Source organism: Aeromicrobium sp. JP4, assembly GCF_054957925.1.
Map to the genome: position 1 here is coordinate 571916 of NZ_CM143290.1, position 25327 is coordinate 597242.

Below are 25327 nucleotides of genomic sequence, written 5' to 3' on the forward strand. Positions count from 1 at the left end.
CTCGTCAGGAGGTCAGCGCGTCGGTGAGCAGGGCGACGAGGGTCTCCAGCTGAACGTCGGCCGAGTCGACGACCTCCTCGTCGGAGCCGTCGAGCGCCCGGGCGGCGAGGCCCGCCTTGCTGTCGATGAGCTCGACGATCTTGGTGTCGATCGTCCGCGAGGCGATGATCCGCCACGCGGTGACGGGCTCGTCCTGACCGATGCGGTGCACCCGGTCGATGGCCTGGGTCTGCTCCGCGTCGGTCCAGGACAGCTCGGCGAGCACCATGTCGGAGGCGACCTGCAGGTTCACGCCCACGCCGGCGGCCGACAGCGAGCAGACCACGACGGCCACGTCGGGATCGTTCACGAAGGCGTCGATGCTCTTCTGCCGCGCCGACGGCGTCTGGTTGCCGCGGATCGAGGAGTACCGGATGCCCCGCTTCTCGAAGGTCTTCTCGGCCACGTCCATCACGTCGACGTGCTTGGCGAAGAAGACGACCTTGCCGACGCTGTGCGCCAGCTGCGCGGTGTAGTCGGCGGCAAGTCCGGCCTTCGCCTGGCCGATGCGCCGCATCATCGCGAAGACGTTCTCCTCGGTCTTCGCCGACTCCTCCCGCTCCCGGGCGGCGATCCGACGCACGAGGTCGTGATCGACGTCCTCGGACGACCCGACGGAACCGCGGGTCTCGAGCGCCTGCTCGTACCGCGAGACCAGCCGCTGGACGAGCTCACGCTCGGCAGCGCGGATCGAGCGTCCGGCCTCGTCGTCGAGCTCTACCCGGAGGTCGGCGATGCGCCGGGCCGGGATGTCGGCGGCGACCTCGACCTTGCGGCGGCGGACGATGCCCATGTCGATGACGCGGGAGCGGGCGGCGGGGAAGAAGCCCGGGTCGAGCGGCGTCAGTCCCGTGTCCTCGAGCGCGTGCAGCAGCTCGGGGCGGGGCTTCTTCTCGTCGATCCAGCCCAGGTACTGCCAGATGGCGCGGAAGTCCTCGATGTCGTTGATCAGCGGGGTGCCGGTCAGCGCCATCAGCAACGGGCGCGTGGTGCGGGAGCGGATGCGCTCGGACAGCTGCAGGACGTGCTGCGAGCGCTGCGACGACTTGTTCTTGATGAAGTGCGCCTCGTCGAGGACCATCCCGCGGAACCCTAGGTCGCCGAGCCAGCCGACGTGCCGGTCCAGCACCTCGTAGTTGACGATGACGATGTCGGCGAATCCGTCGATCGTGTCGCCGTCGCCCTGGATGACCGTGGACTTGTGCTGTGGGGTCCACATGGCAGCCTCGCGGGCCCAGTTGGACTTCACGACGCTCGGGACCACCACGAGCAGCGGGTAGGCGTTCGCGGCCTGCGCCGCCAGGAGCGCCTGGGCAGTCTTGCCCAGTCCGGGCTCGTCGGCCAGCAGGAAGGTCCGGTGCCCCTCGGCTGCGGCGGCGACGAGCTCGGCCTGGTGGCGCATCAGCTCCTTGCCGTCCGGCACGGGAACCGGAATCGGGTCGGGCAGGTCCATACAGGCGGCCGAGCCGCTGGAGGCACGCTCGAACGACGAGAGCAGCGGCCCGATCAGCTCCCAGCTGGCCAGGCGACGGGGCGGAGGCGTGCGGCGCTCGACGGTCTCGAACTGTGGCGCGAGGAAGGGGTCGGCCAGCCGGCGGGAGATGACCGACTGGGGAACCACCTGGCGGCCGGCCGCAGGCGCGAGGTCCTCCTCGACCGGCGGCTCCGGTTCGTCGGGGAGCTCGACGCCGGCCGCGACCAGCATGTCGCGCCTGAGCTCCTTGGCCGCATCGGACACCTCGGCGTCCTCGGCGAGCAGCGACAGCAACGTGGAGTCCAGGGCCGCGGTCTTCGCCAGGATCGTCCCGATGCCGTCGAGTCGCTTGAGCTGTTCGGCGCGCTGGGACTCGGTCAGGGTCGTGGCGGTCTTGACGCGCGTACGCTCCTCGCGCGCCAGCAGTGCGACGGTCTGGAACTTCGTCCGGATCGAGGAGTTGGCGCGACTGCGCTGGACGCCCGCCTCGACCTCTCGCACGGCGCGGGCGAGCACCGGGATGATGCCCTCGTTCTCGACGGCACGTCCACCGCGCTGGCTTCGGGATGCGGCCCCGGTGGAGCTTGACCGACTCCGGCCTCGTCTGGCCAAACTTCTCTCCTCTGACTGACGTGCTGACCACTTCTCGGCGGCAGCACCATGGGACCTCTCACGAGGTCACTGCTCGGTCGCCACGCGGCTGACGAACCGAGGGAGCGGCCACCCGAGCAGCCACAGATCTGGGAACCAGATGAGGAGCGAGAGCCGCCGCGCCGCGGTCGGCCGACACCCACTGGTGTCCGTTGTGCCTTCGACCCAGCGCAGACCGGCTGGGCATGGAAGACGCCCTGACAGTGGCAGTTTACCCCGGTGGGCGTCCACATCCCGCGCGGGCACGCGGTGAGCCTCCGAGAGCTTGCGCGACGCTCAGACGCGGTCGTCGAGGCGGAGCAGGCCGAGGTGGGCGGCGCGAACGAGCCGACGCGGGACGCGGTGGATCCGGCCCTCGACCTCGACGGGCACGAGGTCGGCCGGGGTGGCCTTCCACGCCGAGCGGCGGTGACGGGTGTTGCTGCGGGACGTGCGGCGCTTGGGTACGGCCATGGGTGGCTCCTCAGGTAAGTGGTCGGGGTCTGCTCAGGCTGCGCGGCGGATGGGGCCGAGCCAGGACTCGAAGCCGTCCCGTGCCACCTCCCAGTACGGGCCGCGCTCGTGCATCTCGGCATCGGTCAGCACGCACGAGGCGAAGGCACGCTCGAGCTCGTCACGACCGTCGTCGATGCCGACGACGGTGATGCGGGTCAACGGCCGCTGACTGCCCCAGGTCTCGGTGGATCCCACGCTGAGCTGGCCGCCGGCGCCGTCCCACACGCAGACCTGTCCGGGCCGGCTCGGCAGCCAGAAGCACCCGCGGGACCGCCGGGGACCGCCGCCGAGCAGGGCGATCGCCTCCCGGAGCCGATCGGGGTGGAACGGGCGGTCGGACGCGAAGTCCAGCACCCAGGCCGCGTGCAGCTCACGGGTGAGCAGGGCGTCACGACGGACCTCCGTCACCCACGACTCGTTGCGGCGGTGGTCGTGCACGCCCACCTCGAGCGGACGGGCGTCGACCTGGCTGAACGACTCGGCGACGGGGACACCGGGGCGGGCGAGGGCCACGAGGACGTCGCGCTCGTCGTCGTCGAGCCCGTCCCCCACCGCGATGACGTCGGCGTACTCGACCATGGCGCAGGCCACCTCGGCGACCCCGCGGTTGTCGTCGGCACGCACGGGCAGGTCGCGCTCGCTCATGATGTCGCCACCCAGGAGGTCGTCGAGGAGTCTGTCACTGGACAGCGCCACCAACGACGCGGCAATGCGGACGTGGGGCACGTCCTCGGGTGCCCAGCCGATCACGCGGCAGACCTGCACCGCCTCGGCCGTCACGGGCAGCTGGGCGATGATCGTCTCCCAGCGCCCGTCCGCGCCCAGGCGCTCGAGCGTGGGGACGACGTCCTCACGGATCGCGCAGCTCACGCAGGCGTGCTCGACGTCGATCTCGATCCGTTCGACGATGCCGGTCACGTCACTGACGATCCGCCACAGGACCTCGCGCTCCGGATCGACGACGTGCCGCACCGAGACGGCACGAGGCAGGTCCCACTGCAGTGCGATCGCCGCGGCCGCCATGGGCTCCTCCTCGATGCCACTGATCAGGATCACCGGCACGCGGTGGAGCGACGTCATCCCTGCCGCGCCTTCAGTCGAGGATTCTGCTTGTTGATCACGTAGGTGCGACCACGTCGCCGCACGACCTGCGAGCCCGGCTGGTTCTTCAGCGACCTCAGCGAGTTGCGTACCTTCATCGACCCTCTCCTCCTTCGGTGTTCATGCCGTAGCGGCGGCGGAACCGCTCGACCCGGCCCTCGGTGTCGACCACGCGACCACGGCCCGTCCAGAACGGGTGACTCGCGCTGGAGATGTTCACGTCGACGACCGGGTAGGTCACGCCGTCGAGCTCGATGCGCTCATCGCTGGTGAGGGTCGATCGGGTCAGGTACGTCGTGTCCGACGACTTGTCCCGGAAGACCACCGGCTCGTAGCCGGGGTGGATGTCCTTCTTCACTGGCTCCTGCTAACCTCAGTTATTGATAACGATTCTCATTCTACAACATAGGAGGTCACCATGTCGCGCGTCTGTCAGGTCACCGGAGCCCAGCCAGGCTTCGGTCACCATGTCTCCCACTCGCACCGCCGGACGAAGCGGCGCTTCGACGTCAACATCCAGGCGAAGCACTACTGGGTGCCGAGCCTGAGCCGCCGCGTCACGCTGACGCTGAGCGCCCGCGGGATCAAGACGATCGACCGCCGCGGCATCGACGCGGTCGTCACCGATCTGCTGGCGCGAGGGGTGCGGATCTGATGGTCAAGCGAGGCAACGACATCCGCCCGCTCGTCAAGCTCCGCTCGACGGCGGGCACGGGCTACACCTACGTCACCCGCAAGAACCGCCGCAACGATCCCGACCGGATCACGCTGCGCAAGTTCGACCCCCTCGTGCGTCAGCACGTCGACTTCCGAGAGGAACGCTGATGGCCAAGACGTCCAAGATCGTCGCCAACGAACGCCGCAAGGAGGTCGTCGCTCGCCACGCCGCGCGTCGCGCCGAGCTCAAGGAGGCGATCCGCACCGCGTCGGATCCGGCCGAGATTCGCGCCGCAGTGCGGTCGCTGGCGAGACTCCCCCGCGACGCCAGTCCGGTGCGCGTCCGCAAGCGTGACCAGACCGACGGCAGGCCGCGTGGACACATCGGCAAGGCCGGGCTCTCGCGGATCAACTTCCGCAATGCCGCGCACCGCGGCGAGCTGCCCGGGATCACCAAGTCGAGCTGGTGAGCCACTCAGGTGGTCAGCGCGCGCAGGTCGCGCACAGGCCGAAGAGCTCGACCGAGTGCGTCACGTCGGCGAACCGGTGGTCCTCGGCGGCCTTCGCCGCCCAGCGCTCCACGGCGGGTCCGGCGATCTCGATCGTCAGGCCACAGCTGCGGCACACGAGGTGATGGTGGTGGACCTCGCCGCACTTGCGGAACAGCATCTCGCCGTCGCCGTGGCGGAGGACGTCGAGCTCACCGGCCTCGGCCATGACCTGCAGATTGCGGTAGACGGTCGCCAGCCCGACCTTGTCCCCCTGGTCGCGCAGGGCGTCGTGGACCTGCTGCGCGCTGCTGAACGTCGCGCAGTCCTCCATGTACTCGCGCACGAGGCGCCGGGGCCGGCTGTTCCTGCGTCCCGCTTCGTTGGAAACCGCGGGGGCGGTGCGACTGGCCATGAGGCCGAGCCTATCTCGCAGCCCACGTCGGCTTTCTCACACCGAGGCTCCTCGAGGTGCCGTTCCGCCCAATCCCGGTAGACATGAACCATGATCGGATTCCTCGTCGCTGGCCTCATCATCGGAGCGCTCGCTCGACTCATCAAGCCCGGCAAGCAGAACCTCGGCATCCTCGCCACGCTGGCGCTGGGGTTGGTCGGGTCCCTCATCGGCGGCCTGATCGCCCAGTTCTTCGGCACGGGAGACATCTGGGAGCTCAACGTCTTGGGCTTCGTCCTCGCGGTGATCGCTGCCGTCCTGCTCATCGGCGTCGCCGAGGGCCTGGCCGGAAAGCGCAACCACACGCGCGCCTGACCCCATCGACGCATCACCACCATCGCGGCGGGTGGCCTGAGGAGACTCGGGCCACCCGCCGCTCTCGTGTGGCCGAGGTTCCGACCCGGGGTCAGCGGCGCACCGTTGCCGTGTACCGAGACGTCCGCCAGACGGAGGCGTAGCCGGGGAGTCGACCGGCGACCTTGACCCGGATCTTCCGTCCCGCTGCGTTGCGAGGGACGACGAAGGTGGGTCGCGTGGTGCGTCCCACCCGCCGGGCTCCGGCGTACCAGCGGTACTCCAGACGCGTCCCCTTGGTCCAGGTGCCGGTGGACACCTTGAGCCGTGATCCGACCTTCGCCTTGCCGACGATGCGTGGTGTGGGCGCGGTGAGTCGCCCCAACGGCACCGACGTCGACTCCTGCAGGGTGAACTCGCGCTGGTTGCCATCGAATACGTCGACGTCGAGCTGGACTTGCTTCCCTCCCTGCGCCGCGGTCAGGAGGAGCGAAGCACTTCGCGAGACGAGCCGGCCGCCGACGGTCCAGCGGTAGCTGTAGGTCCGCCCGGGCACCTTCTCGCTCAGCGACGCTGACAAGCGGGCCCCGAGCTTCGGCGTGCCGGCGATGCGGAGCACGGGCGAGTGCCGGACGTCGTACTTGACACGCATGGTCTCGCCGGGCGCGGGCCGGAGTGTCAGCTCCTGGTAGTCGTTGTCGATCGTGCTACCGCCGAGCCTGATGGGCAGGCCCGGCTCACCGGCGTGAGGCGTCCAGCCGTCCGCGTTGAACGGGTTGGACTCGTACCCCGCGTAGCGGTAGAAGCTCGGGATGAGGGCGGTCTCCCTCAGATGCATGGCCGCTGACCGCTGCTCGCGGCTCTGCCCTGTCTCGAGAACCAGGAGCACCAGATGCACGAGCCGCACACACAAGTAGGCCACCGCGAAAACCAGAGCCCGATCGGCGAACGCGTCGGGTAACGCGATAGCGGCGACCAGCATCGCTGCCATCGCGGCAATAGTCAGAATCCGTGCCGCCACTCCGGCATCGGCGGTGGTGTTGGTCAACCAGGCAAAGCAGACCCAGGCCCACCACACCGCGGTCAACGCCAACGCGCCTCGACCGAGTCCCAGCCACGAGCCCTCGGTGAGCATCAAGTGGGTCACCTGGGACATCGCGAACACGAAGACCAGGTCGAAGAACAGCTCGAGGGTGTCTGTGGTCCGGTCGTCGGTCTCGGTGCGTGGCTCAGAGGCATTGACATCCATTGATGCCCTCCCGACGGATTGGACGGCGCAGCGGCGTCGTTGCCCGCAGACGATCACCATGATGCTCCAACCGCAAGGCACGCGCGCCGGGAGCCAGCGCATCTCGGCCAGTGACCCACGCAGTCTTGCCCACCGATCCTTTCTCGACTCGGTCAAGAGATGCGGCGTAGCGCGTCGCCGTACGCGTACATTCCCTCGGCGCCCTCGATGGCGAACGTTGTCAGTCGAGCAGCGGACCCGCCCAGCGCCAGTCGTCCTGCGGCCCGAGGTACTCGACCCGGTGCACGTCCTCGTCGTGGTCGCCGTCCCTCGCCCAGGCGAGCGCTGCGGCGTGGTGCTCGAAGTCGCCCTCCTCGACGACGTCACCCATGGCGTCCAGGAACCGGTAGAAGGTCATGTCCCGGGATTCTCTGCACGCGTGCAGCGTGTCAAGATGGGTCGTGACCTACGACCCGAGCGACACCTTCGTGCACGTGCGGGGCGCCAGCGAGCACAACCTGCGCGACGTCGACGTCGACATCCCGCGCGACGCCATGGTCGCCTTCACCGGGGTCTCCGGATCCGGCAAGTCGTCGCTCGCGTTCGGCACGCTGTACGCCGAGGCGCAGCGCCGCTACTTCGAGTCGGTCGCGCCGTACGCCCGCCGGCTGCTTCAACAGGTCGGTGCGCCGCACGTGCAGGAGATCACCGGACTCCCGCCGGCCGTGGCCCTCCAGCAGCGGCGTGGTGCGCCCAGCTCCCGGTCGACGGTCGGCACGATCACGACGCTGTCGAACCTGCTCCGGATGCTCTACTCGCGCTCGGGGACCTACCCGTCGGGTGCCGCGCACCTGGCCGCCGAAGCCTTCTCGCCGAACACCGCCGCCGGTGCCTGCCTGCGCTGCCACGGGCTCGGCGTCGTGCACGACGTGGCCGAGGAGCTCCTCGTCCCGGACCCGTCGCTGAGCATCCGCGACGGCGCGATCGCGGCCTGGCCCGGTGCCTGGCAAGGCGCCAACCTCCGCAGCATCGTGAGTGGTCTCGACATCGACATCGAGAAGCCCTGGAGCAGGCTGAGGAAGAAGGACCGGGACTGGCTGCTCTTCACCGACGAGCAGCCATCGGTGCTGATCAAACCCCAACGGGACCGCATCGACCACGGCTACTACGGGAAGTTCTGGAGCGCCCGCAAGCACGTCATGCACGTGCTCTCCGACTCCACGAGCGAGCGGATGCGCGAACGGGCGCTGCGGTTCGTGCGCAGCGTGGCCTGTCCTGAGTGTCACGGCAGCGGGCTGCGGCCGGAGGCGCTCGCGGTCACCGTTGCCGGGTGCTCCATCGCCGAGGTCAACGCGATGTCGTTCGCCGACGTGGTCGCTGTCCTGCGGCCCGTCGCCGAGCTGCCCGAGGAGACGAACGAGGTGGCGGTACGGATCTGCGCCGACCTGGTCGCGCGCATCGAGGTGCTGCTCGACCTCGGCCTGGGCTACCTCAGCCTCGGGCGCTCCTCGACGACCCTGTCGCCCGGCGAGGCCCAGCGCCTGCGCATCGCGACCCAGCTGCGGTCCGGCCTGTTCGGGGTCATCTACGTGCTGGACGAGCCCTCGGCCGGCCTGCACCCGGCCGATGCCGAGCCCCTGCTCGACGTGCTGGCCCGGCTCAAGGCGTCGGGCAACTCACTCTTCGTGGTCGAGCACGACATGGACGTCGTACGCCGCGCGGACTGGGTCATCGACATCGGGCCGGGCGCCGGGGAGGGCGGTGGTCGGGTGCTCTACAGCGGCCCGGTGGCCGGCCTGGAGGACGTCGAGGAGTCCGCCACGAGCAAGTACCTGTTCGGGCGCGCCGAGCCCCTCGACCACACGCCGCGGTCCCCGCACGGCCACCTGCACCTGCGCGGCGTCTCCCGCCACAACCTCACCGACGTCTCGGTCGACATCCCGCTCCGCGTGCTGACGGCGGTCACCGGCGTCTCCGGGTCGGGGAAGTCGACGCTGGTCACGCAGGTGCTCGCCGAGCTCGTGCGCTGCCATCTGGGCCTGGCGCCCGAGGACCCCGACCAGGCCGACCTCGAGGTCGACGTGGAGGACGCGTCGGGACTCGAGTCGTTCGACCGTCTCGTCCTGGTCGACCAGCGCCCCATCGGGCGTACGCCGCGGTCCAACCTGGCGACGTACACGGGGATGTTCGACGCGGTGCGCAAGCTGTATGCAGCGACGGACGAGGCGAAGGCCCGCGGCTATGGCGCCGGCCGGTTCTCGTTCAACGTCGCCGAGGGCCGGTGCGAGACCTGTCAGGGCGAGGGCTTCGTTGCTGTCGAGCTGTTGTTCCTGCCAGGCACCTACGCGGCGTGCCCGACCTGTCATGGCTCCCGTTACAACGCCGAGACGCTGGAGGTGACCTACGAGGGCAGGACTATCGCCGACGTGCTGGCGATGACGGTCGACGACGCGGCGAGGTTCCTTGCGGACATCCCCGCGGCCTCCCGGAGCCTCGAGACGCTGCGCGAGGTGGGGCTGGGGTACTTGCGGCTGGGCCAACCCGCGACGGAGCTCAGCGGCGGTGAGGCGCAGCGCATCAAGCTGGCCACCGAGCTGCAGCGCGCTCGCCGCGGCCACGCGCTGTACCTGCTCGACGAACCGACGGCGGGCCTCCACCCTGCCGACATCGCCCTGCTGCTGCGACAGCTGCACCTGCTCGTCGAGGCCGGCAACACCGTCGTCCTCGTCGAGCACGACCTCGACACGATCGCCACCGCAGACTGGGTCATCGACCTCGGTCCGGGCGGTGGCGACGCGGGTGGAAGGGTGGTCGCTACCGGCACCCCGACCGACGTCGCCTCGGCCGAGGGCAGTGCCACGGCGCCGTACCTTGCGCGCCGGCTGACTCATCGACCACGAGCAGACTCATGAGCCAGATCCCGAGCATCATCAGCGACTAATTACGCAGCGTCCGACGCCGGCGACGTCGCCTGCCTCATCGCCTGCTGCTCGATCCGCGCCGCAGTCATCGACGAGGGACGCGAGCGAGGGACGCGACGAGATCCACGACTGGCGGGAGGGTACGCCGTGGCGTGGTGCGCGACGTGTGTTCGCCGCGGTCCGGACCGCCTCGCCGACGCCGGCCGCGTCGGTGTTGACCGACAGCAACGCGGGGCCCTTGGAGACCTCCATCCCCGGCGTCTTCGCAGTCGGGGATGTCCGCGCCGGATCGGTCAACGCGTCGCCTCCCATCGGGGAGGGCTCATGATCGGGTCTCGGTCGAACATGCGTCACCAGCGATCTCGCCACATCAAGGAATGCCTCGGCGAACCTGCTCGCACGTCTTCTCGAGGCCTTGTCGAGCTCGTCGGGGTGCACTCGGCGACATGTCCGACAGGCCCTCCGAGACGTAGGGGCCGAGCACTTCGTCGCGCTGAGCGACGCCTCGGCACATGGCGCACAGGTGTGTGCCGGGCGCGAGTTCGAATGCCTGGAAGTTCAACGGACCTCGCCAACTGTGCAGGCGGCCAGTGTTACAACCGCCGGTACCCCGTTGAACAGCGTTGGACCATGCGGGCGGGAGTTGTGCTCTGCACCCAAGTCGCGCCCTGTGACTTCGACCTGCTGTGCCCGTGACTTCCCGGCGACCCGTTGCGATGGTCAGAAGCCGAAACCACCATCACGACGCAACGGAGAAGCGCACATGCCCATCACACTCACATCCGTATCGCTCGAGGACGCGCAGCGCGTGATGGCCGCCGGTCAGGACAAGGCGGCCGACATCGAGTCGCCGAGCAACATCGCCGTGGTCGACGCGGCCGGAAACCTCGTCTCCCATATTCGCATGGACAACGCGTGGCTGGGCAGCGTCGACATCTCGATCAACAAGGCCTTCACGGCGCGAGCATTCGACATCGCCACCAAAGACCTGGCCGAGAGCGCACAGCCCGGCGGGCAGTTCTTCGGCATCCAGGGCTCCAACCAGGGACGGGTGATGATCTTCGCCGGAGGGATCCCGCTCCGCCACGACGGCATTGTCGTCGGGGCCGTAGGGGTGAGTGGAGGCAGCGGCGAGCAGGATCAGGCGGTCGCCGAGGCAGCCGCAGCAGCGTTCTGATCGCCACGACAGTTCGGCCCGTTGTGGTTCCCCCCGAATCGTGGAGGGCTTCTCTATGCGGCTTCCCGGCTGGGGGCCGCGGTGTTCTCGTAGTTGACCGGGCTCATCATGCCCGCTGAGCTGTGCCGGCGCTCGTGGCTGTAGGACCCGTAGCACCACTCCGCCACGACGGCCTGGGCCTGGCGAGTGCTGTCGAACTCGTGGCGTGCGAGAACCTCCCACTCCAGACTCGAGAAGAACGCCTCCGCAGCTGCATTGTCGAAACAAGATCCGACCCGGCCCATCGACTGGCGGACCCCATCGTGACGACTTGGATGCTCTCGTCACCGTCATCGACGGCCGAATCACCGCCCCCGACGCAGGAGTCGCGCTGACCAGCTGACGCAGAAGGGCCTGACGTCGACAGCAAGACCGGGCCAGCGGGCTGACTGCTCAGGCGTACGTCCTGGTTGCGGCCCTCGAGAGCCTCGATGAGGTCGGCTGCCTCCTTGATGCGGCGTACCCGACTCCAAGGCGGCACCTGGGACGTCAACGTGCGGGGCTCGTCGCGAGGTGGGAAACAGTTGCTACCGGGGTGCGGCCCCATCAGGCGTGGGCATGTCCAACACGGTCGATCGACTCAACCGGTGCAGCAAGAATGCGGTGCCGAGTCGGGTCCGGCCGAATCCTTGCAGGGGGTCGAAACCGAGGTCGGCCTTGATGGTGTCACAGCGGGCTTGCAGGGTGCTGTGGTGGACGTTCAGCACGCGGGCTGCCTCGCGCACTGTTTGGGTCGTCACGAGCGCTGCGACCGTTTCCAGTGCCCAGGAGTGCTCAGCGATGGCGGCAAGGTTGTCGGTGAAGTGGTGTTGCGCGTCATCGCCTGCTTCAGCGAGCAGCTCGATCAGACCACCGTAGGCGTCAGCAGCCACCAGAGGTTCGCGTGGCGGGTCGCACAGCCTCAGGGCGACGAGTGCGCTGCGGAACGAGCGGTCGAGTCCGTGGGCGGGAGCAGCGACTCCGAGCCCGCATGGCGAGGCACGCAACGGCTCGTGCTTCTCGGGAACGACGACGACGTGGATCGGGCCGAACCGGGTGCCGATCACGTCCTCAGGTCCAGCAGGGCGGCCTTCCCACACAGCGAAGAGCGGTGCCGCCACCACGCGATAACACCGGGAAGCGACCAGCCCGAGGGCGCTGGCGGCCTTCGACCGTTCCTCGGGAGTGCTGCTCCGTTCGGTGAGGACGCCGAGGTGGCGGCGGTTGTCGAGCTCACGCAGACCGCGGCCCTGGCGAATCCGGATGGCCAGGGCGAGTCGCTCCAGGATGATCGCGTCATTTGTCCAAGGGGCCTCGCCTCGTTCGAGCCACACGGTCATCCCGTCGCCTGCCCGAGCAGTGAGGTCGTCGCGTAGCGACGGGGTCGGCTCACGGTCGAGGAGGCCCTTGGGGGTTACTCGCACCGCCGGGTGTGCGTCGGTCTGCCGGAAGCCGGCCGTACATCCGGCGAGCGAGGCGGCTGCGGCGAGCAGGGCGTGGGTGTTCACGTTGCCCACGATGAGCTCGTCGAAACAAGCGATCACGCGCAGACCCAGGCTCGAACTCGGATCGAGGCGGGCGATCCGGCCCAGAAGCTCCTGCATCTCACCCGTCCTTTCTCGACGTGATGCCCATCATCCACCTAGTCGGCGAGGATCTTCTCGACCCATTCGTTGCGGGTGCGGATCATCGAGCGACCCACGCTGGTGTGCGGGGCGAAGATGTCGCAGGCGTGGAACGCGCCCGACCAGACGTGGAGTTCGGCGTCTCCGCCAGCGCGCCAGATCCGGTTGGCGTAGTCGATGGCCTCGTCACGGAAGATCTCAGCCGCCCCGACGTCGATGAAAGCGGGCGGCAGCCCGCCCAGCTGCCCCGCCCGGGCCGGAGCGGCGTACGGCGAGACATCGTCGCCGCCGCGCTGGTCGCCGAGCAGCGCCTGCCATCCGGTCTGGTTGCTGATGCGGTCCCACACCCCCACACCGTCGAACTGCGATGTCGAGGCCGTGATGAGGCGGTCGTCGAGCATCGGATAGTCCAGGACTTGCCCGCACAACGGTGGTCCGTCACGGTCGCGCGCGGCCAGAGCCAGGCCCGCGGCCAGACCCCCACCGGCGCTGGCGCCCGCCACCAGGAGCCGGTCACGACGAACGCCGAGACTCTCTGCGTTGGATGCGACCCACTCCAGTGCGGCGTACATGTCCTCCCGCGCGAAGGGGTCGGGGAACTCGGGAGCGAGCCGGTAGTCGACGGTGACCAGGGTGACTCCCAAGTCGCTGACCCAGTCCAGAACGAGGTCGAGGCCGCTGAACTTGTCGCCGAACATCAAACCGCCAGAATGTGCATAGAGCACCGTGGGACGGGGTCCGTTCGCGTCGCGGGCGCGCAGCACGGCGGCGGTCAGATCGGCTCCCTGATAGCCCGGAAGCACCACCTCTGTCACGTCGATCCGTCGCTCGTGGAGCACCTCGGTCATGGGCGGTGAGGCGTACGAGACCCGCATGAAGTCGATGAGCTCAGGTGTGATCGTCGGCGGGAACATCCCACCCACGACCGCCAAGCCGGCCCGCAACTCGGCATCGAACCTCGGCCGCGGCACCACCCGTCGCATCTCTCTCCTCCTCTGATCAGCCCGGTCGATCAAACCCCGACGGGGCGGATGCTCGCAGCAAGTCTACGGTCGCGCTCTCGCCAGGTCCCGCCACTTGGCGGGACAAAGATCGCGGATTGCGACGTCGCGTCGGTTGTGATATCCATCACATCACCGCAAGGCTGAGGTGGTATCCCCCAACGAAAGGACAACCATGAGCGAGAACCTCGCTGCCGCAGTCGACGCCGTCGTCCAGAGCGCCTCCCAGGGACCGGTCTCCGGCGAAGGGCGAGTCCCTGGGGTCGTTGCGGGCGTCACCGACCGCAACTCCGACATCTATCTCGGTACCTCGGGTGTGCGGGACCTCTCCTCTGACACCCCCATGACCACCGACACAGTGTTCAACATCTGGTCCACGACCAAGGCGATCACGGGCACCGCCGTCCTGCAGCTCGTCGAGTCGGGCGATCTCGACCTGAGCGCTCCGGCCAAGGAGTACGCGCCCGCGATCGGCGAGTTGCAGGTCATCGAGGGCTTCGACGACGCCGGGCAGCCGATCCTGCGTGCTCCGGCCAGCGACGTCACCACGCACCAACTGCTGACCCACACCGCAGGCTTCGGCTACGACTTCTTCAACGAGAAGTACAAGCGGCTCGCCGAGGAGCACGGTCAGCCCAGTGTCGCCACGTCCAGCCGGGCCGCCCTCACCACGCCACTGCTGTTCGACCCGGGCACCAAGTGGGAGTACGGCAGCAGCATCGATTGGGCCGGCCAGGTCGTCGAGGGGATTACCGGCAAGCGGCTCGGCGAGATCTTCGCTGAGCGGATCTTCGCCCCCCTGGGCATGTCCGACTCCGCGTTCGCTCCCTCGGCGGACCTGCTGGCGCGCAAGGTCCGCCACCACCAGCGTGAGGCGGACGGCACGCTGACGCCGAGCGACTTCGCCGCCCCCACCGAGCCCGAGGTCGACTTCGGTGGCCACGGCCTGTTCTCGACCGTGACCGACTACCTGAAGTTCATCCGCATGTGGCTCAACGAGGGCCGCAGTGCGTCGGGCGAGCAAGTGCTCTCACCTGCGTCGGTCGAACTCGGCTTCCAGAACCAGCTTCCCGACAACCTCCAGGTCACGATGCTGCCCGGCGTGATCCCGTGGCTCTCCAACGACGCCGAGTTCTTCCCCGGGCTCAAGAAGGGATGGTCCTACAGCTTCCAGTACAGCGAGGAGCCGTGGCCGACCGGCCGTCCGGCCGGCGCCATCGGCTGGGCCGGTCTGGCCAACCTGTTCTACTGGATCGACCGCGAGAACGGCTTCGGCGGCTTCTGGGCCACCCAGATCTTCCCCTTCGGGGACGCCCAGTCGTTCACCCGTTTCCTCGAGTTCGAGACCGCTGCCTACCAGGCGATTGCCGGCTGAACTCACCGGGTGAGGGGGGACGGCCCAGAAGCCGGTCGTTGTCGCCACGACGTGCATGCAGCCCAACGGCACCTGAGTCCGGCCCGTGCTCCTGTGGCCGTTCTCGGCCCCCCTCCCCCCTGGTGAGTCGCCCGGCTATGGCCGGTCGAAGGGGACGAGGCGTCGCAATTGGGTGACGTGGGCCGGCTCGAGCTCGGCGATGGAGGAGGCCCCGAGCAGCTTCATCGTGCGCACGATCTCCGTCTCGAGGATCTCGATCGCGCGGTCCACGCCCTGGCGTCCACCCGCCATCAGTCCGTAGAGGTAGGCGCGGCCGATCATGGTGAAGTCCGCTCCGAGCGCCATGCACGCCACGATGTCGGCGCCGTGCATGATCCCGGTGTCGACGCCGATCTCCAGGTCGGCGCCGACTTCGCGCACGACGTCGGGCAGCAGGTGGAACGGGACCGGGGCTCGGTCCAGCTGGCGGCCGCCGTGGTTGGACAGCACGATGCCGTCCACGCCGCGGTCGGCCATCGCGCGTGCGTCCTCGAGGTCCTGCACGCCCTTGACCACGATCCTGCCCGGCCACAGACTGCGGATCACGTCCAGGTCGTCGTAGGAGATCGTCGGGTCCATCGCGGCATCGAGCAGCTCGCCCACGGTGCCGCCGGTGGAGCTGAGCGAGGCGAACTCCAGCTTCGGCGTGGTGAGGAAGTCGTACCACCACCACGGTCGGACGGCCGCGTTGAGCACGGTCTTGAGGGCGATCTGCGGAGGGATGGAGAAGCCGTTGCGCCGGTCGCGCAGGCGAGCGCCGGCGACTGGCGTGTCGACGGTGAAGTGCAGGGTGTCGAACTCGGCCGCGGCCGCCCGGCGCGTCAGGTCATAGGAGATCTCCCGGTCGCGCATCACGTACAACTGGAACCAGTTGCGGCCGTTCGGGTTCGCCGCCTTCACGTCCTCGATCGACGTGGTGCCCAGCGTGGAGAGCGTGAAGGGGATGCCCGCAGCGCCAGCCGCGCCGGCGCCGGCGATCTCCCCCTCCGTCTGCATGAGGCGCGTGAAGCCGGTCGGCGCGATCGCGAACGGCAGTCGCGAGGGACCGCCGAGGATCGTGGTCGACGTGTCCACCGAGACCGCCGGGCGCAGGACGCGCGGGTGGAACTCGACGTCCTCGAACGCCTGCCGTGCCCGCGCCAACGACAGTTCGGTCTCGGCCGCGCCGTCGGTGTAGTCGAAGGCGGCACGCGGCGTCCGCCGCGCCGCGATGCGCCGCAGGTCGTAGATGGTCAGCGCGGCGTCGAGCCGGCGCCGCTTGGCGCTCCAGACCGGCTTCTTGAAGCGCAGGAGGTCGAAGACCTCGCTTGGTCGCGGCAGTTGGCGTTGGACCATGACTTCGCCCTTCCTCTGGGTCACGACGAAGAATAGTTTCGCAGGGTCTGGGTTGCCGCGACGAGCTCGCGCAGGTCCTCGCGCGTGCCCGAGAGCGCGCCGACGGTGCGGGCCTGGACGACGAGGTTGCCGATGGCGGTCGCCTCGACGGGTCCGGCGAGCACCCGGGAGTCCGCTGCGGTCCGCGGTCGCCTGGCACAGAAGGTCGTTGCTGGAGCCACCGCCCACGAGGTGGACGACATCGACCGCGCGACCCGACAGGTCCGCCGCGGCGCCGAGGACCTCGGCGAACCCTTGGGCGATGCTCTCGACGATGCTACGGACGATCGCGGGGACCACCTGCGCCGCCTGCGTGCCCGTGGCGCCGCCGTCGAGCTGGTCGACCGGAAATCGGGGGCGCGGGAGTTTTTCCTCGGTCTCGGTCTCGGTCGACGATCGGCGCGGCGGGCGGATCGCCGCTGAGCACCTCGTCGAGCGAGGCCGCCGGCGCATCGCCGTCATCGGTGGCCCGGGCCGCCTGCGCCAGGTGAAGCACCGCCTGGCGGCCTGGAGGGCGCCCAGCAGGTTGCCGCGGAGCACGACGGGTCTCGGTCGAGTTCGTCGACACCGGCGCGATGGACGTCGAGTCCGGACGAGTAGCGGTCACCGACCTCGTCTCCCTCGGCGCAGTGCAGGCGCTCGCCGCCGCCGCGATCTCGGCCAAAGCGAAAGTCCAGGTCACTCATGGGCGACTTGGACCTCTGAACTGGGGCTGCCAGCGCGTGAGCGGTCATTTGGTCGTGAACTTGGAGATCTCTTCCAACTCCGCGCCAGCCGGGCGACAATCCTCGAAGGCCCTCGTCATGTACCCGGATTGGGTCACGCGGGCTTGCGTTCAAAGCATTCGTCTACTTCAGATCCGGGAGGCCGAGACGATACGAACGTCTCTGATCGCGCCGTCGCCAAGTTCATGCAAGGCTGCTTGGTACGCGACTGAATGATAGGCCGCCTGCGCTGCCTCGACGGACTCGAATCGGATCAGGACCGACCGTTCCGGGATTCCGGCCTCGAAGCACTCGGCGGGAAGACCTCTCGCGAGGAATGTGCCCCCGGCGCGAGTGATGGCAGGTCCGGCCAGCTCGGCGTACGCGGCCAGTCGGTCCGGGTCGAGGATCTCGCGGTAGAGACCGATCCAGTATGCAGTCATGGGTCCACGGTGCCAGCAGAGCGATTTCGCGAAGTGTCCGGATGTGCAACAGACGGTGTTCGCCGCAGGCTCACACGTCCTCGATCCACGAGTCGTAGAAGTCTGGCAGCTGGGAGGCGCGGCCGGCGAAGTCAGGATCGCGCTTCTCGAGAAAGGCTGCGACGCCCTCCTTCCCGTCGCCGACGCTGGTCCAGAACATCGCGAGCGAGTCCACGCGGTGGGCGTCGACCGGATGGGGCAGGGATGCGTTGCGGCGAACCATCTGGCGGGTCAGCGCGACTGCGACGGCGGAGCGTCCCTTTGTCCATGCGTCAGCCACGTCGCGAGCTCGCGCGAGCAGATCCTCGGCGGGGGTCGTCTCGTCGACCAGTCCCACCTCCGCGGCTTGGACCGCCGACAAGATGTCGGCCCTCAGGGTCAGGTCGAGCGCGGCGGACGGTCCGACCAGCCGGGAGAGGTACCACGTCGAGGCCGCCTCGGGAACGATGCCGATGCGCCCGAAGACGAGACCGATCCGTGCACCGTCAGCCATGATCCTGCGGTCCATCGCCAGCGTCATCGTGGCTCCGATGCCGACGGCGGGGCCATTGATGGCCGCGATGACGGGCTTGCGGCAGTCGTGGATGGCGAGGGTCACGCGACCACCCGTGTCCCGCACGTGCGCGATGGCTGGATCCCGGAGGTGAACCATGTCCTTCACATCGGGAGCGAGGGTCTCGTCGAGACCGAACACATTACCCGGCACCGAGAGATCCATCCCGGCGCAGAACGCGCGTCCCTCGCCGGTCACGATGACTGCACGCACGCGGTCATCGTGGTTGACCTCCCGGAACGTCTGCTCGAGCTCGGCCGCCATGGTCACGGTGAAGGCGTTGAGCTCCTCGGGCCGGTTCAACGTCACGACGAGGACTCCATCGCTCACGTCATGGCGCAGGGTCGTGAACGTCACGGCTTCCTCCCTGCGCCGGCGCCGACGGCAGTCGCACGCATGGCGGCGATACCCTCGATCGCCTGGTCCGCCTCGTGGAGGATGTCGGCCACGATATCGGCGCAGGTCTGGACGGAGGAGATCAGGCCTTGGGACTGGCCGGCCCACCACATGCCGTCGTCGACGTCCCCGTCGACCAGCACGCGTTGGCGGCCGCGTGCACCCGAGGCCAGCTCCGCGACATCGGCAAAGGTGGCTCCCGGCTCCGCGCCGCGCCGCGCGATCTCTCGGGACACCCCGTTGCGGGCGACCCTGGCCGTGTTGTTGAACTCACGGAACACCAGCACCGTGGAGCGCTCGTCGTTGGCGACGATCTGCTGTTTGACGTTGTCGTGAACGGGCGCTTCCGCCGAGGCCACGAATCTCGTGCCCATGTTGATCGCGCTGGCGCCGAGCGCCAAGGCGGCCGCAAGACCACCTCCGGTCGCGAAGCCTCCGCTGGCGATGAGTGGGACGTCGACCGCACGTGCGGCCGCCGGAATCAGCACCAATCCAGGGACGTCGTCGTTGCCCGGGTGGCCGGCGCATTCGAAGCCGTCGATGCTGATCGCGTCCACCCCCAACGCCTCCGCCTTCACCGCGTGCCGGACGGCGACGGCCTTGTGGATCACCTTCACACCGGCGGCCTTGAAGGCGGCCACGTGCTCGGCCGGGTTGGCTCCTGCCGTCTCGACGATGCGGATCCCTGAGTCGATGATCGCGTCGCGGTACTCGTCGTACGGCACGGGGGTGATCGTCGGAAGGATCGTGAGGTTCACACCGAAGGGACGGTCGGTCATCGTCCGGCACCGCGCGATCTCCTCGGCGAGCGCCGCCGGGGTCGGCTGTGTGAGAGCCGTGAGAAATCCGAGTGCGCCTGCGTTCGCGACTGCGGAGATCAGGTCCGCCGTGCCCACGGCGGTCATGCCGCCACAGACGATCGGATGCTCGATCCCGAACTCCTCGGTGAACCTGGTGCGGAACAAGGCGAACCTCCTGCGTTGCGGCGTGGACTCCTGCCACTGTGCCGGGAGTTCCACCTCTGCCGGTGTCCGACTTTGCAACGCGTCCGCTCGGTCAGAGCCCCTTCACGAAGCGATCCGTGTCGATCCCGTACTCGCGGACCTTGCGGTAGAGCGTGGAGCGCGCCACGCCGAGCCGGTCGGCCGCTGCCGACTTGTTGCCGCGGCATTCCTCAAGGACCGTGAGAAGCGTGTCCAACTCGGCGCGCTCGAGCGTGGTGCGAGCGCGCGACGACACGCTGTCGCGGTAGCCGGCGGGAAGGTGCTGGAGCCCGATGTCACCGCGCACCGCACGAGCGGCCGCGGACGACAGGACCGATTCGAGCTCGCGGACATTGCTCGGCCACGCCCGTCGGCACAACGCCTGGAGCGTTGCGGCCTGGAGCCGCTGCGGCGACGTCGTGTCGCTCCGCTCGGCCAGGATCGCCCGAGCGATGTCCTCCAGCTCCTCGGTGCGTTGCGCGAGGGGTACGACGTGGAGACGTCGCTTCAGGTGAGCATGAGCGCGACCCGCGGTCGGGCCAGGCTCCTCCGCACCGGTCACGATCAAGTGCCAGCTGTGCTCGTTCGCCTTCTCGATCAGCCCCACGACGCGCGTCATGATCTTGTCCTCGACGGCGTCCAAGTTTCGCAGGATGACGGAGGACCCCGCCTGCAGGGACTTGGCGACGTCTCGCAACGTGGTGACCGCCTCGTGCGAGTCGAGGAGCGACAGGTCCCGTTCGCTGAGTCCACCCCCTGACGACCAGCGCGCGTGGAGACGGCGTGCGGTGTAGCGCTTCCCGACCCCCGGGGCTCCGGTGATCAAGGTGGGGCCCGGTTCGGCGGCAACGAGATCGAGCTCACGATCCAGCAGCTGGCTCGCGTGACCGCGGCCCGATAGCGCGGCGTCGCCCGCGCGAACGATCGGTCTGCGAGGCACCGCACCCCTCACCGTGCCGGCCCGGGTGTCGTCGCGGTCGCGCTTCGGCCGCAGCTCGAGCACGATGCCGACGGTGCGGCGGCCATCATCGAGACGTCGCGCCTTGGCCATGACCTCGGTGGAGTCGGCGAGTTGGACCTCGCCGATGAATTCCTCGTGGGAGCCCAGGCGCAGACACGCCCAGTTCCACAGCAGGGTGTGGTCGGAGGGCTGAATGAGCTTGGTCGCGGCCGGGTTGGCCATCACCAGATCACTGCTCAGGGTGACGACCGCCGAGGATCCGTGCCGCGACGTCCGCAGGAAGTCCTCGAGCAGCGCGCGCTCGTCTCGCGAGGCCATCTCGAAGAGGCGCTGCTCGATCTCGCGGACGGCAGCCGTCACGAGGGGCGCCATCATGTCGTTGACGTCCTCCAGCTTGCAGGTGATGTCCAGGACGCCTTCGACTCGCCGTCCGATCGGGTGCACGATCGGTGTGCCGACGCACGCCAGACTCTGCAGGGACTCGCGGTAGTGCTCAGGGCCCTTGACCACGAAGAGCTTGCGCTCCTCCAGCGCCGTGCCGATGCCGTTCGTTCCGGTCGACTCCTCGGAGTAGGCGAATCCGGCTGCGACGCTGGCGCGATCGAGCTTGTCGCGCAGGGCGTGGCTCCCCGCTCGACGATCGACGATTCGTGCGGTGCTGTCCGCGAGCAGGAGCGTCGCCGGTGAATCGGCGAGCTGCTCGGCAAGTCGCGCCACGACGGGCTCAGCAGCGCGCAGCAGCCGGCTGTCTTCCGGAAGATCCGGCAAGTAGGGGATGTCGTCGTTGTCGGGAGTGATGCCGGTCATCGCACATCGGCGCCAGGACTCTTGGATCTCGCGTCGAATCGTCGGGTTCGCGTCCGCCCGCGCGTCGAGGTCACCGCCGAACGATCGGTCACTTTCCGTCCAAGCGCGTCGCTGATCCCGTGCGTTCATGTCCACTCCTTGCATGCGGCCACTCCGCAGTGGTAGCACGCTCCACCCTAGAAGAGTGATGCACATCACAGTGTCCGAAAACGCTACACCCCCTCCCGTTCCGCCTGGGCCCGGCGCATCGACGCCTTGTCGATCTTGCCCACCGAGGTCTTGGGGACGGCCGCCGCGCGGACGAACTCATCCGGGATCCAGAACTTCGGGAAGCTCCGTTCGAGATGGATCCGCAGCTCCGCGTCGCTCACCTCCCCGTCGGCGACGATCCAGGCGATCGGGCGCTCCACCCACGTGGGGTCCGGCACAGCAATGACGGCCGCTTCGTGAACCTGCGGATGCAGCATCAGCGCGTGCTCGAGCTCGACCGACGAGATCCACTCGCCACCACTCTTGACCAGGTCCTTGTAGCGGTCGCGGATCTGCAACTGCCCGTCCGGGTGGACCACGCACACATCGCCGGTGGCGAGCCACCCGTCCGGGAAAGAGGCCGACGTGTCGTCCTTCGAGAGGTAGTCGCGCGCGACCCACGGCGCGCGCACGCGGAGCTCGCCGGTGGACAGCCCGTCCCACGCGAGCGCGGCGCCCGCGAGGTCGACCACCTCCAGTTCCACCAGGGGAAGCGGCCTGCCCTGGGTCTGGTGCCCGTGGTGGAACGTCGCGATCGGCGACGTCTCGGTCATGCCCCAGCCGTTGACCGTGCCGATCCCGTACTGCTCGTACCAAGCCACCAGATCCGTGGGCGGCGCCTGACCGCCGAGCCACAAGGTCGCCAGACCCGCCAGGTCGTACCGGTCGGGAGCCTCGCGGAAGCGGTCGCGCATCATCGCGGCCACGGTCGGCGCGCCGACGAACCAGGTCGGTCGCTGGTCGGTGATCAGGCTCAGCAATCCCTGGGGGGACGGGTGCGGCCCGGGCAGCACCAGGCGAGCACCCTGGAGCGCACACGCGTACGGCACTCCCCAGCCATTGACGTGCGACATGTTCGTGACCAGGAGATAGCTGTCAGCCTCGTTGACCGCCACTCCCCCGGCCATGCAGATGCCAAGCGTGTGCAGGACCGTGCTGCGGTGGCTGTAGACGACCCCCTTGGGAGGACCCGTCGTACCCGAGGTGAAGCAGATCCCGGAGGCTGCGTCCTCGTCCAACTGCGGCCAGGCACTGATCGGGTCGGCCGCGTCCAGCAGCGCACCCCATTGATGGACGTGAGGTATGCGGCTCTCCGGGACACCATTGCCGATGACGACGAGATGCTCGACCCCGGGCAGGTCGTCCTCGATGCCGGCGAGCACGTCCAGGAGGTCCACGTCGACGAGCAGCACGCGTGAACCGGCAGTCCGGATCGTCGCGGCGACGTGCTGGGTCGACATGCGGTGGTTGACCGTGTGCAGGACCGCACCCATGCCCGGAACCCCGAAGTACGTCGTGAGGTACTCGCGGGTGTTCCACGCCAGCGCCGACACACGGTCACCGGGCTCCACGCCCAGCGCAGCGAGTGCACCTGCCAGTCGGCGTGCGTCGGCCGCGGTCTCGGCCCAGGTGAAGTCCTCGACCGCTCCGTTCGCCGTGACAGCGGAGTTCGTCACTCCACCGAAGACATTCTCCGCCCGCCAGAGCAGGCCGCTGATCAGTAGCGGCTGACTCATCATCAGCCCGTCCATTGGCTTCTCCTTCGATCCTGACGACCATGTTGCCGCCCCGTGGCGACGGAGCTCCAGTCTCGACCGCCGAGCTCGGACCGTGCCGTCCGAATTCGCGACAGCCCTTCCCGCTCCTGTCGCGTATTCGGACAACGCGACGGGCGTGACCTGCGCCACTGTGTGAGACAGAGACGTCCCGAGCACGGGACTCCGAGACGAAGGACCGGGAGTGGACATGGCACAACGCGAACTCCGCACTGTCGCGGAAGGATTCACCTACACCGAGGGCCCCCGCTGGCACGACGGCGAGCTCTGGTTCGTCGACTTCTACACCAAGACGGTCAACAAGGTGACGAAGGAGGGCGCGGTCGAGCAGATCGCCGTCGTCGACGCCCAGCCCTCCGGCCTGGGATGGCTTCCCGACGGCCGCATGCTCGTGGTCTCGATGAAGGACCACCGTGTGCTGCGTCTCGAGCCCGACGGCACCCTCGTCGAGCATGCCGACATCTCATCGCACTGCACGGGCCCGGCCAACGACATGGTCGTCGCTCCGAACGGCAACGCCTACGTCGGGAACTTCGGCTTCGACCTCATGGGCGGTGCTCCCCACGACTTCGCGACCGTCGCCCTCGTGCGCCCCGACGGAACGTCCGAGGTCGTCGCCGACGGGCTCGCCTTCCCCAATGGCATGGTCATCACACCGGACGAGAAGAGACTCATCGTCAACGAGCTGTTCGGCAACCGCGTCTCGCAGTTCGACATCGCCGAGGACGGAACCCTCGGACCCCGCCGCGACTTCGCGGCCTACGGCGACCTGGGCGACGAGAAGGACTGGGAGGTCCGGGTCGGCCATTCCACGATCGTGCCTGACGGACTCGCGCTCGACGCGGATGGCGCCGTGTGGATCGCCGACTGCGTGAACCAGCGGGCGGCTCGCATCGCCGAGGGCGGCGAGATCCTGGACGAGATCAGCACGGCACCGAACGGCGTCTTCGCGGTCGCCCTGGGTGGCGACGATGGGAAGACGCTGTTCCTGTCGATCGCACCCGACTTCGACGAGGCGAAGCGCAGCGCCGCCCGCGAGGCGTATGTCGCGGCCGTCCAGGTCGAGGTGCCTCACGCCGGCACTCCCTGAGGTCGACACTTCGGGCCGGGCACTCGACCGCCGCTTCCAGCGTGCGTGGGTGCCCGGCCCGAGCCATGAGGTCCCACCCGCGACTATGGCTCCACCAGGACCTTCAGCCGCGTCCGCGCTGCCATCTCGGCGTAACCGGACGGCACCCCTTCTAGATCCGTGGTGGAGTCGAACACCAGCCCCGGCTCCACCCGGCCCTCCAGAACGTCCGGGAGGAGCTCGTCGATGTAGACCCGCGCCGGGGCGAGTCCTCCGGTGAGCGTGACGTTCGCGCGCCACATCGTCCCGGGGGGAAGCGGCGCCTGGTCGTACTGCGGGAGCCCCACGCGGCTGATGACGCCGCCCGGCCGCACCACGCCCAGCGCCTGGTCGTACGCGGGCCGGTGGCCGACCGCCTCGAGGACGGCGTGCGTCCCGTGGCCCCCGGTGAGCTCGCGCACCCGCGCGATGCCCTCCTCGCCGCGCTCGGCCACCACGTCCGTGGCGCCGAACCGTCTCCCGAGGTCGGTGCGGCTCCGGTGGCGGCCCATCAGGATGATCTGCTCGGCGCCCAGACGCTTCGCCGACAGGACGGCGAGCAGGCCAACGGCTCCGTCGCCGATGACTGTCGCCGAGCTTCCGGGCGTGACGCGGCCTGTGACGGCAGCATGGTGGCCCGTCGGGTAGACATCGCTGAGCGCCAGCAACGACGGGGTGAGCGATGGGTCGAGGCCCGGTGGAAGTCTGACCAGGTTCGCGTCCGCGAAGGGCACTCGCACGGCTTCGCCCTGGCCACCGTCCATGCCGTCCCGCCCCCACATGCCGCCTCGCGCGCAGGAGGTGGGGAGTCCTTCCCGGCAGAGCGAACATGTTCCGTCGGCGAAGGCGAAAGGCGCCAGGACGACGTCGCCGCAGCCCAGTGACGTCACGGCCGATCCGACCTCCTCGACGACGCCGATGAACTCGTGTCCGATGCGCGCGGGCTCCGTGCCCGCTGGCTTCGCCCCGTAGGGGTGCAGGTCGGATCCGCAGATGCAGGACGCGGTCACGCGCACGACGACATCGGTCGGCTCCGTGATCACGGGATCGGGCACGCATTCGACCCGAACGTCTCCCGCAGCGTGCAGGACGATGGCTCTCATCACATCTTCTTCTC

The 25327-nt window shown here is 68.8% G+C and carries 27 protein-coding genes and 1 pseudogene; 8 read left to right on the forward strand and 20 right to left on the reverse strand.

Annotated features, from left to right (window positions below):
* Positions 1-4 precede the first annotated feature (4 nt).
* From ACY1JX_RS02890 to ACY1JX_RS02910, 5 genes are all read right to left on the reverse strand, one after another.
* The gene (locus tag ACY1JX_RS02890) at positions 5-2029 is read right to left on the reverse strand and encodes a DEAD/DEAH box helicase (RefSeq protein WP_462565154.1); all 2025 of its coding nucleotides are present in this window, start codon (positions 2027-2029) and stop codon (positions 5-7) included.
* Between the two features lie 411 nt (positions 2030-2440).
* The gene (gene rpmF, locus ACY1JX_RS02895; RefSeq protein ID WP_286928964.1) at positions 2441-2617 is read right to left on the reverse strand and encodes a 50S ribosomal protein L32; all 177 of its coding nucleotides are present in this window, start codon (positions 2615-2617) and stop codon (positions 2441-2443) included.
* Positions 2618-2650: 33 nt separating this feature from the next.
* Positions 2651-3739, reverse strand: a complete 1089-nt coding sequence (locus ACY1JX_RS02900) for a GTP-binding protein (RefSeq protein WP_462565155.1) — start codon at positions 3737-3739, stop codon at positions 2651-2653.
* Positions 3736-3858 (reverse strand): type B 50S ribosomal protein L36, encoded by a 123-nt coding sequence (ykgO, locus tag ACY1JX_RS02905; RefSeq protein WP_023645249.1) that lies wholly within the window; start codon positions 3856-3858, stop codon positions 3736-3738. Before ykgO ends, ACY1JX_RS02900 begins: the two co-directional genes overlap by 4 nt.
* Positions 3855-4118 carry a type B 50S ribosomal protein L31 gene (locus tag ACY1JX_RS02910; RefSeq protein ID WP_181755643.1) on the reverse strand — a complete coding sequence of 88 codons (264 nt, stop codon included), beginning with the start codon at positions 4116-4118 and terminating at the stop codon, positions 3855-3857. The genes ykgO and ACY1JX_RS02910 overlap by 4 nt, the downstream gene beginning before the upstream one ends.
* A 60-nt stretch (positions 4119-4178) precedes the next feature.
* Between ACY1JX_RS02910 and rpmB the strand changes: the two genes are divergently transcribed.
* Genes rpmB through rpsN form a run of 3 tightly spaced genes read left to right on the forward strand, consistent with a single transcriptional unit; the run spans position 4179 to position 4887 of the window.
* A complete protein-coding gene (gene rpmB / locus ACY1JX_RS02915) occupies positions 4179-4415 on the forward strand; it encodes a 50S ribosomal protein L28 (RefSeq protein WP_286928968.1) in 237 nt (78 codons plus the stop codon).
* The gene (gene rpmG / locus ACY1JX_RS02920) at positions 4415-4585 is read left to right on the forward strand and encodes a 50S ribosomal protein L33 (protein ID WP_462565156.1); all 171 of its coding nucleotides are present in this window, start codon (positions 4415-4417) and stop codon (positions 4583-4585) included. Before rpmB ends, rpmG begins: the two co-directional genes overlap by 1 nt.
* Positions 4585-4887, forward strand: a complete 303-nt coding sequence (gene rpsN, locus ACY1JX_RS02925) for a 30S ribosomal protein S14 (RefSeq protein ID WP_462565157.1) — start codon at positions 4585-4587, stop codon at positions 4885-4887. Before rpmG ends, rpsN begins: the two co-directional genes overlap by 1 nt.
* Positions 4888-4900: 13 nt before the next feature.
* Here the strand turns inward: rpsN and ACY1JX_RS02930 are convergent, their stop codons facing one another.
* Entirely contained in the window at positions 4901-5320 is a 420-nt protein-coding gene (locus ACY1JX_RS02930) for a Fur family transcriptional regulator (RefSeq protein ID WP_181755639.1), read from the reverse strand.
* 90 nt (positions 5321-5410) lie between these two features.
* Between ACY1JX_RS02930 and ACY1JX_RS02935 the strand changes: the two genes are divergently transcribed.
* Positions 5411-5674: a GlsB/YeaQ/YmgE family stress response membrane protein gene (locus ACY1JX_RS02935; RefSeq protein ID WP_181755638.1), complete on the forward strand. Its 264-nt coding sequence runs from the start codon at positions 5411-5413 to the stop codon at positions 5672-5674.
* 91 nt (positions 5675-5765) lie between these two features.
* On the opposite strand, the gene ACY1JX_RS02940 is transcribed toward ACY1JX_RS02935, so the two are convergent.
* Together ACY1JX_RS02940 and ACY1JX_RS02945 are read right to left on the reverse strand one after the other, a co-directional pair.
* The gene (locus ACY1JX_RS02940) at positions 5766-6902 is read right to left on the reverse strand and encodes a low temperature requirement protein A (RefSeq protein ID WP_462565158.1); all 1137 of its coding nucleotides are present in this window, start codon (positions 6900-6902) and stop codon (positions 5766-5768) included.
* A gap of 220 nt (positions 6903-7122) precedes the next feature.
* Positions 7123-7299: a hypothetical protein gene (locus ACY1JX_RS02945; protein WP_462565159.1), complete on the reverse strand. Its 177-nt coding sequence runs from the start codon at positions 7297-7299 to the stop codon at positions 7123-7125.
* A 43-nt stretch (positions 7300-7342) separates the two neighbouring features.
* On the opposite strand from ACY1JX_RS02945, the gene uvrA reads away from it, so the two are divergent.
* On the forward strand, positions 7343-9793 hold the full coding sequence (uvrA, locus tag ACY1JX_RS02950; RefSeq protein WP_462565160.1) for an excinuclease ABC subunit UvrA: 2451 nt from the start codon (positions 7343-7345) through the stop codon (positions 9791-9793).
* 772 nt (positions 9794-10565) lie between these two features.
* Positions 10566-10979 (forward strand): GlcG/HbpS family heme-binding protein, encoded by a 414-nt coding sequence (locus tag ACY1JX_RS02955; protein ID WP_462565161.1) that lies wholly within the window; start codon positions 10566-10568, stop codon positions 10977-10979.
* Between the two features lie 53 nt (positions 10980-11032).
* Here the strand turns inward: ACY1JX_RS02955 and ACY1JX_RS02960 are convergent, their stop codons facing one another.
* The 3 genes from ACY1JX_RS02960 to ACY1JX_RS02970 form a co-directional block, all read right to left on the reverse strand.
* Complete coding sequence (locus tag ACY1JX_RS02960; RefSeq protein ID WP_462565162.1) at positions 11033-11263, reverse strand: integrase core domain-containing protein; 231 nt, start codon at positions 11261-11263, stop codon at positions 11033-11035.
* Between the two features lie 282 nt (positions 11264-11545).
* Positions 11546-12601, reverse strand: a complete 1056-nt coding sequence (locus ACY1JX_RS02965; RefSeq protein WP_462565163.1) for a helix-turn-helix domain-containing protein — start codon at positions 12599-12601, stop codon at positions 11546-11548.
* Positions 12602-12639: 38 nt separating this feature from the next.
* Complete coding sequence (locus ACY1JX_RS02970; protein ID WP_462565164.1) at positions 12640-13605, reverse strand: alpha/beta hydrolase; 966 nt, start codon at positions 13603-13605, stop codon at positions 12640-12642.
* A gap of 193 nt (positions 13606-13798) precedes the next feature.
* On the opposite strand from ACY1JX_RS02970, the gene acmB reads away from it, so the two are divergent.
* On the forward strand, positions 13799-14998 hold the full coding sequence (gene acmB, locus ACY1JX_RS02975) for a methyl acetate hydrolase AcmB (protein ID WP_462565165.1): 1200 nt from the start codon (positions 13799-13801) through the stop codon (positions 14996-14998).
* A 135-nt stretch (positions 14999-15133) separates the two neighbouring features.
* On the opposite strand, the gene ACY1JX_RS02980 is transcribed toward acmB, so the two are convergent.
* The 8 genes and pseudogenes from ACY1JX_RS02980 to ACY1JX_RS03015 all read right to left on the reverse strand — a co-directional run bounded on the left by ACY1JX_RS02980 (position 15134) and on the right by ACY1JX_RS03015 (position 23078).
* On the reverse strand, positions 15134-16372 hold the full coding sequence (locus tag ACY1JX_RS02980) for an alpha-hydroxy acid oxidase (protein WP_462565864.1): 1239 nt from the start codon (positions 16370-16372) through the stop codon (positions 15134-15136).
* A gap of 20 nt (positions 16373-16392) precedes the next feature.
* Positions 16393-16536, reverse strand: coding sequence for a hypothetical protein (locus tag ACY1JX_RS02985; protein WP_462565906.1), 144 nt, complete (start codon positions 16534-16536; stop codon positions 16393-16395).
* Between the two features lie 61 nt (positions 16537-16597).
* A pseudogene (locus ACY1JX_RS02990) lies at positions 16598-16873 on the reverse strand (hypothetical protein); the annotation flags it as partial.
* A 391-nt stretch (positions 16874-17264) separates the two neighbouring features.
* Complete coding sequence (locus ACY1JX_RS02995; RefSeq protein WP_462565166.1) at positions 17265-17558, reverse strand: DUF1330 domain-containing protein; 294 nt, start codon at positions 17556-17558, stop codon at positions 17265-17267.
* Between the two features lie 70 nt (positions 17559-17628).
* Complete coding sequence (locus ACY1JX_RS03000) at positions 17629-18507, reverse strand: crotonase/enoyl-CoA hydratase family protein (RefSeq protein ID WP_462565167.1); 879 nt, start codon at positions 18505-18507, stop codon at positions 17629-17631.
* Complete coding sequence (locus ACY1JX_RS03005; RefSeq protein WP_462565168.1) at positions 18504-19451, reverse strand: NAD(P)H-dependent flavin oxidoreductase; 948 nt, start codon at positions 19449-19451, stop codon at positions 18504-18506. Before ACY1JX_RS03005 ends, ACY1JX_RS03000 begins: the two co-directional genes overlap by 4 nt.
* A 151-nt stretch (positions 19452-19602) precedes the next feature.
* The gene (locus ACY1JX_RS03010; RefSeq protein ID WP_462565169.1) at positions 19603-21426 is read right to left on the reverse strand and encodes a sigma-54-dependent Fis family transcriptional regulator; all 1824 of its coding nucleotides are present in this window, start codon (positions 21424-21426) and stop codon (positions 19603-19605) included.
* A gap of 83 nt (positions 21427-21509) precedes the next feature.
* Entirely contained in the window at positions 21510-23078 is a 1569-nt protein-coding gene (locus tag ACY1JX_RS03015) for an AMP-binding protein (protein ID WP_462565170.1), read from the reverse strand.
* Between the two features lie 214 nt (positions 23079-23292).
* Here ACY1JX_RS03015 and ACY1JX_RS03020 point away from each other — a divergent pair, with 214 nt between their 5' ends.
* Positions 23293-24192 carry an SMP-30/gluconolactonase/LRE family protein gene (locus ACY1JX_RS03020; RefSeq protein ID WP_462565171.1) on the forward strand — a complete coding sequence of 300 codons (900 nt, stop codon included), beginning with the start codon at positions 23293-23295 and terminating at the stop codon, positions 24190-24192.
* An 83-nt stretch (positions 24193-24275) separates the two neighbouring features.
* Here ACY1JX_RS03020 and ACY1JX_RS03025 read toward each other — a convergent pair whose 3' ends face one another.
* A complete protein-coding gene (locus ACY1JX_RS03025; RefSeq protein WP_462565172.1) occupies positions 24276-25313 on the reverse strand; it encodes a zinc-binding dehydrogenase in 1038 nt (345 codons plus the stop codon).
* Between the last annotated feature and the right edge of the window lie 14 nt (positions 25314-25327).